This window comes from Bacillus sp. FSL R5-0439 (assembly GCF_038008805.1).
GTDB classification, from domain to species: domain Bacteria; phylum Bacillota; class Bacilli; order Bacillales; family Bacillaceae; genus Bacillus; species Bacillus safensis.
This window is the reverse complement of record NZ_JBBOZW010000001.1, coordinates 2,894,305-2,907,829: the sequence shown is the minus strand read 5'-3', so window position 1 is coordinate 2,907,829 and position 13,525 is coordinate 2,894,305. Positions and strand designations below refer to the sequence as shown.

At 43.4% G+C, this 13,525-nt stretch carries 13 protein-coding genes and 1 pseudogene; 10 read left to right on the top strand and 4 right to left on the bottom strand.

Translation table 11 applies throughout. The features are described from left to right. Window positions 1-10: 10 nt before the first annotated feature. On the bottom strand, window positions 11-958 hold the full coding sequence (locus NST59_RS15070) for a M23 family metallopeptidase (protein ID WP_228280212.1): 948 nt from the start codon (window positions 956-958) through the stop codon (window positions 11-13). Window positions 959-1,284: 326 nt separating this feature from the next. Here NST59_RS15070 and lipA point away from each other — a divergent pair, with 326 nt between their 5' ends. Further along, window positions 1,285-2,181, top strand: coding sequence for a lipoyl synthase (gene lipA / locus NST59_RS15065; protein ID WP_008360456.1), 897 nt, complete (start codon window positions 1,285-1,287; stop codon window positions 2,179-2,181). 39 nt (window positions 2,182-2,220) lie between these two features. On the opposite strand, the gene NST59_RS15060 is transcribed toward lipA, so the two are convergent. Next, window positions 2,221-2,856, bottom strand: a complete 636-nt coding sequence (locus NST59_RS15060) for a YhcN/YlaJ family sporulation lipoprotein (protein WP_058838103.1) — start codon at window positions 2,854-2,856, stop codon at window positions 2,221-2,223. 120 nt (window positions 2,857-2,976) lie between these two features. Between NST59_RS15060 and NST59_RS15055 the strand changes: the two genes are divergently transcribed. The 3 genes from NST59_RS15055 to NST59_RS15045 are packed head-to-tail and all read left to right on the top strand — an operon-like array spanning window position 2,977 to window position 4,498. Continuing rightward, the gene (locus NST59_RS15055; RefSeq protein WP_039181199.1) at window positions 2,977-3,252 is read left to right on the top strand and encodes a YutD family protein; all 276 of its coding nucleotides are present in this window, start codon (window positions 2,977-2,979) and stop codon (window positions 3,250-3,252) included. Between the two features lie 19 nt (window positions 3,253-3,271). After that, entirely contained in the window at window positions 3,272-3,706 is a 435-nt protein-coding gene (locus NST59_RS15050; RefSeq protein ID WP_039181197.1) for a DUF86 domain-containing protein, read from the top strand. An 18-nt stretch (window positions 3,707-3,724) separates the two neighbouring features. Further along, complete coding sequence (locus NST59_RS15045; protein ID WP_228280214.1) at window positions 3,725-4,498, top strand: TIGR01457 family HAD-type hydrolase; 774 nt, start codon at window positions 3,725-3,727, stop codon at window positions 4,496-4,498. Window positions 4,499-4,537: 39 nt separating this feature from the next. On the opposite strand, the gene NST59_RS15040 is transcribed toward NST59_RS15045, so the two are convergent. Continuing rightward, the gene (locus tag NST59_RS15040; RefSeq protein WP_047202457.1) at window positions 4,538-5,038 is read right to left on the bottom strand and encodes a phosphatidylglycerophosphatase A family protein; all 501 of its coding nucleotides are present in this window, start codon (window positions 5,036-5,038) and stop codon (window positions 4,538-4,540) included. Between the two features lie 132 nt (window positions 5,039-5,170). Here NST59_RS15040 and yutH point away from each other — a divergent pair, with 132 nt between their 5' ends. The 6 genes from yutH to NST59_RS15010 all read left to right on the top strand — a co-directional run bounded on the left by yutH (window position 5,171) and on the right by NST59_RS15010 (window position 13,025). After that, window positions 5,171-6,193 (top strand): spore coat putative kinase YutH, encoded by a 1,023-nt coding sequence (gene yutH, locus NST59_RS15035; RefSeq protein WP_058838102.1) that lies wholly within the window; start codon window positions 5,171-5,173, stop codon window positions 6,191-6,193. 74 nt (window positions 6,194-6,267) lie between these two features. Continuing rightward, entirely contained in the window at window positions 6,268-7,236 is a 969-nt protein-coding gene (locus NST59_RS15030; protein WP_341040800.1) for a 2-hydroxyacid dehydrogenase, read from the top strand. A 223-nt stretch (window positions 7,237-7,459) separates the two neighbouring features. Continuing rightward, entirely contained in the window at window positions 7,460-8,761 is a 1,302-nt protein-coding gene (locus tag NST59_RS15025) for a homoserine dehydrogenase (protein ID WP_047202460.1), read from the top strand. Next, window positions 8,761-9,822 (top strand): threonine synthase, encoded by a 1,062-nt coding sequence (gene thrC, locus NST59_RS15020; protein WP_341040799.1) that lies wholly within the window; start codon window positions 8,761-8,763, stop codon window positions 9,820-9,822. The genes NST59_RS15025 and thrC overlap by 1 nt, the downstream gene beginning before the upstream one ends. Beyond that, a complete protein-coding gene (gene thrB, locus NST59_RS15015) occupies window positions 9,819-10,751 on the top strand; it encodes a homoserine kinase (protein ID WP_039181185.1) in 933 nt (310 codons plus the stop codon). The genes thrC and thrB overlap by 4 nt, the downstream gene beginning before the upstream one ends. A gap of 303 nt (window positions 10,752-11,054) precedes the next feature. Next, entirely contained in the window at window positions 11,055-13,025 is a 1,971-nt protein-coding gene (locus tag NST59_RS15010) for a S9 family peptidase (RefSeq protein WP_144490164.1), read from the top strand. A gap of 199 nt (window positions 13,026-13,224) precedes the next feature. Here NST59_RS15010 and NST59_RS15005 read toward each other — a convergent pair. Continuing rightward, window positions 13,225-13,524 (bottom strand): annotated as a pseudogene (locus NST59_RS15005) (NifU family protein). Window position 13,525 lies beyond the last annotated feature (1 nt).

The following is a 13,525-nucleotide window of genomic DNA, read 5'->3' as shown; positions in this document are numbered from 1 at the left end:
GGCTGTTTTTTTACGATTTTCGTTTCCGTTCAGCTCTTTCCCACGCCCTCAAATGAGGGTATGGGTCAAATGACCATTCCGTTCTGCCGTTGTCTTTGTACATGCCATAGTGAAGATGCGGCGGAAATTTTCCTGCGGTGCCTGGAGGGCCGTAACCGGAGCTTCCGACAGATCCAATCACCTGACCTGGTTCAACTATTTGACCTGTCTTAAGTCCTTTCGCAAAGCCATTTAAGTGAGCGAAGTAATGATAATGATTATGAATATCTCGAATGCCTATCCGCCAGCCGCCAAAGCGGTTCCATCCTTTCATTTCAATCACGCCATACGATGTCGCACGAACGGGAAGTCCATAATGGGCAAATAAATCGGTTCCCTCATGAATTCTTCTTCCTCCAAATCCTCTCGCATCTCCCCATGTACTTCGGTAGCTGTAGTCAGCTCCAACTGGTAGAGGAAAAGCATGCTTTCCAAGATCAAGATGGCCGTAGTGCTTATATAGCTTCATAAAAGATGAAATGATTCCAACGGTTTGATCACGTCCATAATAGTCCCATAAGCCAATTTTTAATTGATCAATGCTGCTGCCGTAGTGAAGCAAGTATTGAGCAAACGTGAATAATACATCCTCATCGTCATCGCTGCTTGCTTTGCCATCCCCATTCCCATCAAGCCCAATTCCATCAAACACTTTAATGCTTAAAGGAGAGGTATCCTGTTTATTCGGGTTTTCTGGTCCAATCCACATTTCCCGGGGAATGTAGATGCCAATGACGCCTTTTTGTTTCGGTAAATCTCTTCTGCTTTTTCGAATATTGTGTTCATACTGATCAACTGCAGCAAGTACATACCATGGAACCTGTGTTGTGATGGAGACTTTTTCATATAGGGCCATTCTCTGCTTCAATTCATCTGGCTGTTTGCCGGTCCCTTCTGCATGAACAGGTAAAGGGAGCATTGAAAGAGCAATCATGATGGCTAAAACCACTTTCACAAACGTCCATCTCCTTTCATCGAGCATCGTCTTCTACCGTTTAGTGTGGTTAGATCACTCTATTTCATAAGAAGAAAATGTTAGTAATTTTCTTCGGTTTTTTTAGGAGGCTTTTGGGTATTTTTGCAGCTCATTCCCTTGTTGTTCAATCTGTACTATGTTAAAGTGTCTAAAGAAAAGGCTTTAGGCCGAGGATTCAATTTTTTGCAGCTTCTTGGCTGCATCCATCGTATATAGCAGGAAGATTTTTGTAGATGCACCTTTAACGAATTCATATGGAGATGATGGAATTGGCAAAGAAGGAAGAGCACGTAAGAAAACCGGACTGGCTTAAAATTAAGCTGAATACGAATGAAAACTATACCGGTTTGAAGAAAATGATGCGGGAAAACAACCTGCATACCGTTTGTGAGGAAGCAAAATGTCCGAATATTCATGAATGCTGGGCAGTGAGAAGAACCGCTACATTTATGATCCTTGGATCTGTTTGTACGCGCGCATGCCGTTTCTGTGCGGTGAAAACTGGACTTCCAACTGAGCTTGACCTACAAGAGCCAGAACGCGTGGCAGATTCAGTAGCATTAATGAACTTAAAGCATGCTGTCATCACAGCGGTTGCAAGGGATGATCAAAAGGATGGCGGAGCAGGTGTATTCGCTGAAACCGTTCGTGCGATTAGAAGAAAAAGCCCATTCACGACAATTGAAGTTCTCCCTTCAGACATGGGCGGTAATTATGATAACTTGAAGACGTTAATGGACACTCGTCCTGACATTTTAAATCACAACATTGAAACAGTGCGCAGATTAACGCCAAGAGTTCGTGCGCGTGCTACATATGATCGTTCATTAGAATTCTTGCGTCGTGCAAAAGAAATGCAGCCCGACATTCCAACAAAATCAAGCATTATGATTGGACTCGGTGAAACGAAGGAAGAAATCATTGAAGTCATGGATGATCTTCTTGCCAATAACGTGGATATTATGGCGATTGGTCAGTACTTACAGCCTTCGAAAAAGCATTTGAAAGTTCAAAAATACTATCATCCGGATGAGTTTGCAGAGCTGAAGGAAATTGCGATGTCAAAAGGCTTTAGCCACTGTGAAGCTGGGCCGCTTGTGCGCTCTTCCTACCATGCAGATGAACAAGTAAACGAAGCGTCTAAAAAGCGTCAGGCGCAAGCATAACAAAGAAAACGCCAGAGCTCTCTGGCGTTTTTTCTCATATTAATTTTGGCCATAAGGGGCGTTTCTTCTCATCGTACGGTCGGAATTCGTCATCCCATTTGCATCTTCTTTCGTTGAAATATCTCCACCTTGAGGGGAGTACTTCATTTGCTGAATTGTTTTAGTTAAAATCTGGTCAAAATCACGTGAATTGGTTTGAAGACGTGAAAAATTGGCAATGGATTGAAAGTGCTCTGGATTATCAGAGACGTATACATGATAATAACGAGGGAGAACAGAAACCGCCGTTTTCTTTACTTGATCGGCAGATTCATCACGGTTTTTGTTTCCTGTTCGATACACGATGAGTGCATCCTCATCTGTCACAAGTGTCGCAGCATCTTTGATGTTTGGCAGCTGCACCGTTAAACTTGTAATCACGTGGGCAAGATGCTCACGATTTAAAGCAGGGGTTCTTTCTTTCTGATCCGTTACTTGCTGGCGCTGATAACGAACATATCCTGCTTTGTTTGTGTCTGCTTCTGGCATGTTGGAATTATTTCCTTCATGACGATCCGACAGACGGATGGTTTTACTTGAAGAATCTTCATCCACTTGCCGGTTCATACCTGATTGAAAGCCGCACCCGCCTAAAAGCATGCTGAGGAGAATCGCGGCTGTCAGTTGTTTCTTCATAAATGTGACCTCCTTTTTCCTTTAGCTTCGGCTAAATCGGAAAAAACATGCTTTAGCAATTGATGGAGTTCTTCCAATGAATTATCATTAAAGATGGATCGTTTAAAAAGAGGTGAGAAGATGATCGTCATTCAGAATGCTACCTTTGATCTTGTAAGAGATATCAAAGACGGCTTTAATGAAGAAGCGTTTAAAGCAAGGTACTCAGATATTTTAAATAAGTATGATTATATTGTGGGGGACTGGGGCTATAATCAGCTCAGGCTGAAAGGGTTCTTTGATGACCAAAACCAAAAGGCCACATTTGATACTAAAATCAGCACACTCGATGAATACATTTATGAATACTGTAATTTTGGCTGTGCCTATTTTGTCTTAAAACGAATCAGAAAATAACGCAAAGGGGAGCGTCATAATGTATTTCGTAGACAGAAAAAAGATTGAAGAGACATTACGTTTTTTCGAGGAGCAATATGAGTTGATGCAGAGTCATCAAACATGGACAAGTCCTCTAGAAAAAAAAGCGCTGGAACGAATTGTTCATTTGCTCGTCGAATGTATTCTTGATACTGGAAATGACATGATTGATGGCTTTATTATGCGTGATCCAGGAAGCTATGATGACATCATGGATATCCTTGTTGATGAAAAGGTCGTACCAGAAGGTGAAGGCAGTCAGTTGAAAAAGCTTGTCTCATCCCGCAAAACACTTGTGCAGCAATATCAGGAAGTGGATCATCATGACTTATTGCAGGTGATCAGCGAAGTAGAGCAGGCGCTAGAGGTCTTTCCAAGCCGCATCCGTACCTACTTGGAGCAGGAGCTTGGCCCAGTATCAGCGTTTAAATAAACCATTGGAGTTGTGAGCATCATGAAATACAAAGGCTATTTAATTGATTTAGACGGGACAATGTATAAAGGAACAGAAAAGATCGAAGAAGCAGGTCAATTTGTTCAGAAGTTAAATGAGTTGAACATCCCTTACTTGTTTGTCACGAATAACTCATCACGCACGCCAAAGCAGGTAGCGGAAAAACTAGTTTCCTTCGATATTCCAGCCACAGAAGATCAAGTTTTTACAACAAGTATGGCGACGGCCAATTATATTGCTGAGCAAAAGAAAGATGCGTCAGTTTACGTAATCGGTGAAGAAGGAATCAAGCAGGCGATTGAAGAAAAAGGGCTGACGTTTGGTCAGGAAGACGCAGATTTTGTTGTTGTTGGAATTGATCGGGGCATTACATATGAAAAATTAGCAGTAGGTGCGATTGCCATCCGTCAAGGCGCACAATTTGTTTCAACAAATGGAGATATTGCCATCCCAACAGAAAGAGGGCTTTTGCCAGGGAATGGCTCGTTAACATCTGTACTGACTGTGACGACAACAGTTCAGCCGACATTTATCGGAAAGCCAGAATCCATTATTATGGAACAAGCGATGCGTGTGCTTGGAACAGATGTGTCTGAGACGCTCATGGTGGGTGATAACTATGATACGGATATTATGGCAGGAATGAATGCAGGCATGGACACATTACTCGTCCATACAGGTGTGACAACAAAAGAGCTGCTTCAGCAGTATGAAAAGCAGCCAACCTATGTCATTGATTCATTATCCGAGTGGATTGAGCGATTATCATAAAAAAAGAGGACAAGCGTTACGCGCGCGTCCTCTTTTTCTTTATTCCGCATTTTTCGCACTATGTGCCAGCCTGCTTGATGCGGCAGCAGCAATAGCGCCGACGATGTCATCTAAAAAGGTGTGGCATTCGCCTGTGGATTTATCGTTGAGTTTTCCGAGAATTCCCGGTTTTTCTTTATCGATATATCCGTAATTCGTAAAGCCGATCGAACCATATATATTGACGATAGCAAAGGATAAAATTTCATCAACGCCATACAGGCTTTCGTCCGTTTCAAGTATTGATTGAAGCGGCTCAGTCAGCTTCTTTTGCTCGGCGAGTACGTCTAGTTCAACGCCCGTTAAAATCGCATTTTGGACTTCACGTTTTGCGATGACACGCTCCACATTGTGGATGCACTCTGTCATGTCTAAGCCAGGATGATATTTTTCCTGTAAAAAGTAGACAAGGTCTGCTATATCTTGAATGGTTACGCCTCGTTCTTGTAAACGGCGTCTTGCTGTTTTTTCTACTTCGTTCATCTCATGATGATGCGGCATGTATTCCTCACCCAATCCTCTTAATTTGTCCACAACGTGTAAAAAGCTTCGGATAGTAAATAGTATTCATAAATCCCTCAACCTGCGACTACGATATGATAAGAGATTGATCATAGGAACGCAGGTGAAAACATGAAAGAAACCATTTATCACACATTTGGTATTGATGTTCGTCAGTTTATGCCATATGGCAGTTATCAGAGCTTTCAAACGGCGGAGGCTCTCTTCCTCATTGTTCCTGTGTCTCATTTGCGAGAAGAAGAACTCGCAGAGATGTATCATATCAGTCAGTATTTACTGAATGCTGGAGACCCATACGTCGCTGTGTTTGAATTAACAAATGAAGAAAAGCCCACCTTTACTCATGGGAAGGAGCAGTACGCCTTATTAAAAGCAGCGCCTCCGATCTCAAGCCGCTCGTTTCAGCAAGCGTCAGAGCTGGCCGCCTTTCATGTTAGGGGAAGAGGCTTTCCATATGAAGTATCCGAAACAAAACGTGTCGGTGCCTGGAAGGAATTATGGGCAAAACGATTAGATCAGCTTGAAGGCTTTTGGATGCAGCAAATGCATCAAAAACCGCTGGAACGGTTTGAACAAAAATTCATTGAATCGTTTCCGTATTATCTTGGATTAACGGAGAATGCCATTCAATATTTAGTCGATACTGAGCTTGATGATGAACCGAAAGAAGGTGACTCAGGCACTGTCTGTCACCAGCGCTTTTCACGTATGACATGGCCGCATGAGCAGCCGATTCGTATACCTGTGGATTGGGTCTTTGATCATCCAACCCGTGATATTGCAGAATATTTAAGAGAAACCTTTGTCCAGCATAAGGAAGATTTAGTGGAAGAAGGCTTTTCCTTTCTTCAGCAATATGAACAGGTGACACCTCTTTCCTCCTTTTCAAAGCGTTTATTATACAGCCGTCTGCTGTTCCCGCTTCATTATTTTGAAATTGTGGAAGGCTACTACATGTCGGGAGAAAATGAAAAAGCATATTATGAAGAGCGGTTAGATTACGTTTTAAATGATGCCAATCGCTATGAATACTTTCTAAAGGTTTTTCAAGAAATGAGCGCCATGCGAAGCGGTGGGAGCCCCATTCCGGCTATTGGCTGGATTCAGCCTGCAGCTGATTTGAAGTTTCAGTGAACAGACGAAACGTCTCTTTTCTCTTGAGGCGTTTTTCGATATGCTTAAAGAAATCGATTAAAGGAGTGTTCTTCTTGACGAAACCTTATGTCTATATCACAAGAAAGCTTGATGAAGCATCACTTACACCATTAAAAGAAGTCGCTCATGTTGAGATGTGGCCGAGCGAGGATGAGCCGTGTCCAAGAGAAGAGCTAGAAACACAAGCAGCTAAAGCGGATGCGCTTCTCACCATGCTGTCAGATCAAATAGATGAGCCCCTCTTATCAAAGGCTCCGAATATCAAGGTGGTCGCAAACCTTGCTGTTGGCTATGACAATATTGATGTTGAAGCAGCCAAAAAGCGCGGAATCACTGTATGTCATACACCAGACGTCTTAACAGAATCGACGGCTGATTTAGCCTTTGCCCTTCTGATGGCGTCAGCTAGACGCATTGTCGAGGCGAGTGATTGGATTAAGGATGGAAATTGGACAGGCTGGGGGCCGCTTCTTCTTGCCGGTGCGGATGTTCATCACAAAACGCTCGGGATTGTCGGAATGGGCAGCATTGGAACAGCACTTGCCAAGCGGGCCAAAGGCTTTAATATGAATGTCCTTTATCATAATCGTTCCAGAAAACCCGAGGCAGAAGCGCAGCTTGGTGTGACATATGCGGATTTTGAGGAACTGCTCAAACAGTCTGATTTCATCGTCTGTCTGACGCCGTTAACCCCGGAAACGAAAGACATGTTTAATGAACAAGCATTTGATCTGATGAAGAACTCTGCTTATTTCATTAACGTATCAAGAGGACAGACAGTGGATGAGGATGCTTTATACGAGGCTGTCACGACAGGAAAAATTGCCGGCGCAGGTCTAGATGTATTTAGACAAGAGCCTGTCAGTCCATCTCATCCATTAACGACATTACCTAACGTCACGGTCCTCCCTCATATTGGAAGTGCTAGTGTCGAAACGAGAAAAACGATGATGCGTTTATGTGCAGAGAATATTGCGCTTGTCTTACAAGACGAGCCAGCCAAAACGCCGGTTCGTTCATAATATAAAGCTTCCCGGTGTTCGGGAGCTTTTCTGACAAAAATATTTTGAAAATATAGAATCTTGATATAAATAGCTGTTAAGCGGTTTCATTCTGACAATCTCTTATTTTATTACCTTGTCAAAATGAGGATACCCCTTTATAATGTGTGTACATTGAATGTCTGTGTAAGGTTAACAAATGTCTTTTTAGAGAGGACATTTATGGAGAAAGGTGGAATTTCAGGTGAAGGCAATTCGAGTTGGGCTATTAGGATTAGGAACAGTGGGGAGCGGTGTCGTAAAAATTATTCAAGATCATCAGGATAAATTAATGCACCAAATCGGCTGTCCGGTATTAATACAAAAAGTGCTTGTGAGCAATCCCGATAAAAAAAGAGATGTGGATGTCGCAAGAGAGGTCTTCACAACTGAAGTATACGATGTGATTAGAGATCCAGAGGTCGACGTCATCATTGAAGTGATGGGCGGCATTGAAGAGACAAAACAATATTTAATAGATGCGTTGAATGAGAAGAAGCATGTCATTACAGCGAATAAAGATTTAATGGCACTTTACGGTACGGAGCTTTTACATGTAGCGAAAGAAAATGGCTGTGATCTTTATTATGAAGCAAGTGTTGCCGGAGGAATTCCGATTTTACGTACGCTGGAGGAAGGATTGGCCTCTGACCGAATCACCAAGATGATGGGGATTGTGAACGGTACAACGAATTTTATTTTAACGAAAATGAATGTCGATAAAAGTGCATATGAGGATGTCTTAAAAGAAGCACAGGATCTTGGCTTTGCAGAAGCAGATCCAACAGCTGATGTAGAAGGACTGGATGCAGCAAGGAAAATGGCGATTCTTGCAAGACTCGGCTTTTCCATGAATGTAGATTTAGAGGACGTCAAGGTGAAAGGTATTTCAGATATCTCTGATGAGGATATTAATTTCAGTAAGCGGTTTGGCTATACAATGAAGCTGATTGGAATTGCTCAGCGGGACGGAGAGAAAGTAGAGGTCAGCGTTCAGCCAACCTTACTTCCTGATCATCATCCATTATCATCCGTTAACAATGAATTTAATGCGGTGTATGTCTACGGAAGTGCTGTAGGAGAAACGATGTTTTACGGACCTGGAGCAGGAAGTCTGCCAACGGCAACAGCTGTTGTATCAGACTTAGTCGCAGTAATGAAAAACATGCGCCTTGGCGTGAACGGAAGCGGATTTATCGCACCGCAGTTTGAAAAGAAGATCAAATCATCATCAGAAGTATTTGCTCAGCAATTCTTAAGAATTCATGTCAGAGATCAAGTCGGGGCATTCTCCCGCATTACATCTATTTTTTCTGAAAGAGGCATCAGCTTTGAAAAGATCCTTCAGCTTCCTGTGAAAGGACACGATGAGCTGGCTGAAATTGTGATTATTACACATCAGACCTCAGAAGAAGATTTCTCAAATATCCTGCAAAAATTAAACGACCTCGACGTGGTGGTTCAAGTGAAGAGCACGTACCGAGTAGAAGGGAACGGTTTAAGCTGATGAAATGGAATGGACTCATTGAAGAATTTCAAGAATTCTTACCAGTAAACGAATCTACACCTAAACTAACATTAAATGAAGGGAATACACCGCTGATCCATCTCGCCAAGCTTTCAGAAAAGCTGGGAATTGAGCTTCATGTGAAAACAGAAGGCGTGAATCCAACAGGTTCTTTCAAGGATCGAGGAATGGTCATGGCCGTTGCAAAGGCTAAAGAAGAAGGCAATGATACAATCATGTGCGCTTCAACAGGGAATACCTCTGCAGCAGCAGCGGCATATGCAGCCCGTGCTGATATGAAATGTATTGTCATCATTCCAGACGGGAAAATTGCCTTCGGTAAGCTTGCACAGGCTGTCATGTACGGAGCAGAGATCATTGCCATTGACGGCAACTTTGATGATGCACTGAAAATCGTCCGCAGCATCTGTGAAAAAGCGCCGATTGCTCTTGTTAACTCGGTCAATCCTTATCGAATTGAAGGACAAAAGACAGCAGCATTTGAAATCTGTGAGCAGCTAGGCTCAGCCCCGGATGTACTAGCGATTCCTGTTGGAAATGCCGGGAACATCACAGCCTACTGGAAAGGCTTCAAGGAATATCATGAGAAAAAAGGAACTGGACTGCCTGTCATGCGTGGTTTTGAAGCAGAAGGTGCAGCGGCAATCGTTCGAAATGAAGTGATTGAGCAGCCAGAAACAGTGGCAACAGCTATCCGTATCGGAAATCCAGCGAGCTGGAAACAAGCTGTGGCAGCCGCAGATGAATCAAACGGAAAGATTGATGAAGTGACTGATGAGGAAATTCTTCATGCGTATCAATTGATTGCACGTGAAGAAGGTGTGTTTGCAGAACCGGGCTCATGTGCATCGATTGCGGGCGTGTTAAAGCAGGTGAAATCTGGTGAAATCAAGCCAGGCAGTAAAGTTGTTGCGGTACTAACAGGTAACGGACTGAAAGATCCAAATGCGGCTATTGATATTTCACAAATCAAGCCGGTTACACTCGATGCAGATGAAGATCAAATTCTTGAACACTTAGAAAAGGCCGCACGCGTATGAGTGAAGCCTCCATGCTTTTTTCAATCACAGTACCGGGAAGCACTGCCAATTTAGGACCAGGCTTTGATTCAGTTGGAATGGCACTCAGCCGCTATTTAAAGCTATCGGTCTATGACCATGATAGCTGGCTGTTTGAAGCAGAAACAGATGTCGTGTCTGGGATTCCATCAGGCACCGACAACCTGATTTATCAAACAGCCAAAAAGGTCGCAGATGACTTTGGAAAAACACTCCCGCCTGTTCATGTCAAAGTGTGGAGTGATATTCCATTGGCACGGGGGCTTGGCAGCAGTGCTGCTGCCATCGTGGCCGCCATTGAACTCGCCAATCAGCTTCTTGAATTAAACATGACAGATGATCAGAAGCTCTTTTATGCAAGTGAGGTAGAAGGTCATCCAGATAATGCGGGTGCCTCTTTATTCGGTGGTTTACTGATTGGTCTTCATGAAGAAGACAAAACCCATGCCGTTAAAGTGCAGCATGTGGATGTAGATGTCGTCGTGGTGATTCCTTTTTATGAAGTGCTCACAAAGGATGCCCGTGATGTCCTGCCAGAGGATTTTTCCTATAAGCATGCTGTTAGTGCGAGTGCTGTAAGCAACGTACTTGTTGCCGCCTTAATGACACAAAACTGGCCGCTTGTTGGAGAAATGATGAATAAGGATTTATTTCATCAGCCTTACCGCACAATGCTCGTTCCAGAGCTGTCGAAGGTAGAGCATGTCGCTTCGCTCAAAGGAGCGTATGGAACGGCTTTGAGCGGTGCTGGACCGACGATCCTCACATTAGTGGAAAAAGGGAAGGGAGAAGCACTGAAAGAACAGCTTGCCCAAAACTTCCCGCATTGCGAAGTCGACTTGCTGACGGTACCTGTAGAAGGTGTTGTCGTGCAGCATTATCCTGTTAATCAAGTAAAGAACGTGCTGTGAATCTGCACGTTCCCAGCGTGTAGACAAACCCTCGCATTCTTTGTCAGTCCTGCGCGCTGGTGCTCACGAATGTTCAATTCGCTCCGCGCCAGTGCTCGTTCTTCCTAGACTTCAAGGGTTTTCAATCACGCTGAAAAGAAGAAAAAGAGCTAAAATAAAGATCATTTTAGCCCTTTTTCAGCAATCTGAGAACGTGCTGTGAATCTGCACGTTCTTTTTTATGCTTGTTTTTATGGGAAGAAGCAGGGATTATTATTTAGAGGATCGAACTATTTTTTATGCATATAAGGGGGAGATACATTCATGAAGAAATTGATGACGGCAGAAGATTTAACGAAGATTGTTTCCGTTTCTCATCCGGTTTATTCACCAGATGGAAAAAAGGCAGTCTTTACAAAAGTCACTGTGAATGAGAAAAAGGACGATTACAACATCCACTTATGGGTTCGAGATGAAGAGACAGAGGAGCTGGCACAATGGACATTTGAGGATGGAAAGCATCATCAGCCAGTTTGGTCAAAGGACGGCAGGCAGCTTGCTTTTATTTTGCAAAAGCCAAAGGAAGTCCCTCAGCTCGCACTCATAAAGAGCGAAGGAGGCGGCGTACGTACTTTAACGAAGATTCCATACGGAGTATCTCACCCTGTCTTTTCTCCCGACGGAGCATTCATTTATGCGGCTGTGTCATTGAAACAATCAGAATCTGTTCATGATGAAAAAAAGGAAGAGCAAGATGAATTTGCTCCAGCGGTATATGATGATTTGACCTATAAAGCAGATGGAAGAGGCTTTCTAGATGGGCGTGTCACACAGATCGTGAAAGTGGATATCCGTTCAGGAGAGGTAGAGCCTGTCACGAGCGAGCAGGTTCATCATATGAATCATACCGTTTCCCCGTGTGGAAAATGGCTTGCCTTTATTCAATTAAATCCACAGATACCTTACATAAGTGACGTGTGTCTTCTGTCATTAGAAGATGGTCAGACAAAAAAGATCACACAAGCAAACGGCGCTTATTCCACCGTATCTTTTTCTCCAAATGGAGAGAGTCTTTTGTATATTGGACATGAGCGTGAATTTCAAAATGCCACCTTCCCATCATTATGGCTGTATGATCTGAAAGAAGACAAGGCGGTTCAGCTGTCAGAAATGCTCGATATGTATGTTGGAAACTGTATGGCAGGAGATAGCGTGATGGGAGAGGCCTATCAGGTTCCACAGTGGACAAAAGACAGCCAAGGATTTTATACGCTTGTTTCTGATCAAGGTAGTACAGGGATTTATTATTTCTCTATAGAAGGTTTAGCCTATCCAGTTCGACTAGAGGCGGAACATATCACCAATTTCAGCCTTCATCCAGATGAAACCAAACTGCTGCTCAGCCAGCTTTCACCTGTTTCACCAAGTGAGCTGTATGAGCTGACATTAGGGGAGACAGAACTAAAACAAATCACGTTTGAGCATCATGATTTTCTAAAGGAGTATGTCGTATCCGAACCTGAACCATTTTCTTTTCAGTCAAAAGATGGCGACGAGGTGCATGGCTGGTTTATGAAGCCTTCCAAGATGGAAGAGGGGGAGAAATATCCACTCATTCTAGAGGTTCATGGCGGACCGCATGCGATGTATGGTTATACGTATTTTCATGAATTTCAAATGCTTACTTCTGAAGGCTATGCCATCGTGTATATCAATCCGCACGGAAGTCATGGATACGGACAGATGTTTACCGACCGTGTGAGAGGAAGTTATGGTGACGTTGATTATGACGATGTTATGCAGGCTGTTGATCATGTGCTCAAAGCCTATGATTTCCTTGATGAAACAAGACTCGGCGTGACTGGCGGGAGCTATGGCGGTTTTATGACCAACTGGATTGTCGGTCAGACCGACCGCTTCCGCGCAGCTGTCACACAGCGCTCCATTTCAAACTGGATTAGCTTTTATGGCATTAGTGATATCGGTTATTTCTTTACAAGGTGGCAGATTGATGGGGATATTTATGATTCTGTCGATAAGCTATGGGATCGTTCTCCGCTAAAATATGTGAAGCAGATGAATACGCCGCTTCTCATCCTGCACAGCGATGAAGATTATCGCTGCCCAGTTGATCAAGCAGAACAGCTTTTTGTGGCATTGAAGGAGCTTGGGAAAGATACAAGATTGGTCAAATTCCCGAAGGCATCTCATGATTTATCCAGAAACGGCCACCCGGGGCAGCGTATTCAAAGACTGACCTTTATAAAGGAATGGTTTAGAGAAAAGCTAGCCTAATAAAAAACGACCCTTCAGCGTGCTGACAAACCCTCGCATTCGGTGTCAGTCCTGCGTGCTGGTGCTCACGAATAGAAAATTCGCTCCGCGCCAGTACTCGTCCTTTTCTTATCATGCTGAAAAGAAGACAAAGGGCTAAAGCCTTTGTCAATCATGAAAAAAACGACCCTAATTGGGTCGTTTTCATGTCATATATGAATTAGAAAACCTGTTCAACTTCTACAACGCCAGGCACTTCTTCTAATAATGCGCGCTCAATACCGGCTTTCAATGTAATGGTTGAACTTGGGCAGCTGCCGCATGCACCAAGAAGACGTAATTTCACAATGCCATCTTCAATGTCTACAAGCTCACAGTCTCCACCATCACGTAATAGAAATGGACGAAGTTTGTCCAGTACTTCCTGTACTTGGTCTTTCATTTCGACTTCAGTCATTAGATATAATCGCTCCTTTCACAACATATCACCATTATATTCATCTGGACGATAAAAATCTATT

Bases quoted from the DNA above. Each gene is read 5' to 3' on its own strand.
- NST59_RS15050 (WP_039181197.1), top strand. From the start codon at position 3,272: ATGTATTTCGTAGACAGAAAAAAGATTGAAGAGACATTACGTTTTTTC.
- NST59_RS15055 (WP_039181199.1), top strand. From the start codon at position 2,977: ATGATCGTCATTCAGAATGCTACCTTTGATCTTGTAAGAGATATCAAA.
- yutH (WP_058838102.1), top strand. From the start codon at position 5,171: ATGAAAGAAACCATTTATCACACATTTGGTATTGATGTTCGTCAGTTT.
- NST59_RS15040 (WP_047202457.1), bottom strand. From the start codon at position 5,038: ATGCCGCATCATCATGAGATGAACGAAGTAGAAAAAACAGCAAGACGC.
- thrC (WP_341040799.1), top strand. From the start codon at position 8,761: ATGAAATGGAATGGACTCATTGAAGAATTTCAAGAATTCTTACCAGTA.
- NST59_RS15060 (WP_058838103.1), bottom strand. From the start codon at position 2,856: ATGAAGAAACAACTGACAGCCGCGATTCTCCTCAGCATGCTTTTAGGC.
- thrB (WP_039181185.1), top strand. From the start codon at position 9,819: ATGAGTGAAGCCTCCATGCTTTTTTCAATCACAGTACCGGGAAGCACT.
- NST59_RS15070 (WP_228280212.1), bottom strand. From the start codon at position 958: ATGCTCCCTTTACCTGTTCATGCAGAAGGGACCGGCAAACAGCCAGAT.
- NST59_RS15010 (WP_144490164.1), top strand. From the start codon at position 11,055: ATGAAGAAATTGATGACGGCAGAAGATTTAACGAAGATTGTTTCCGTT.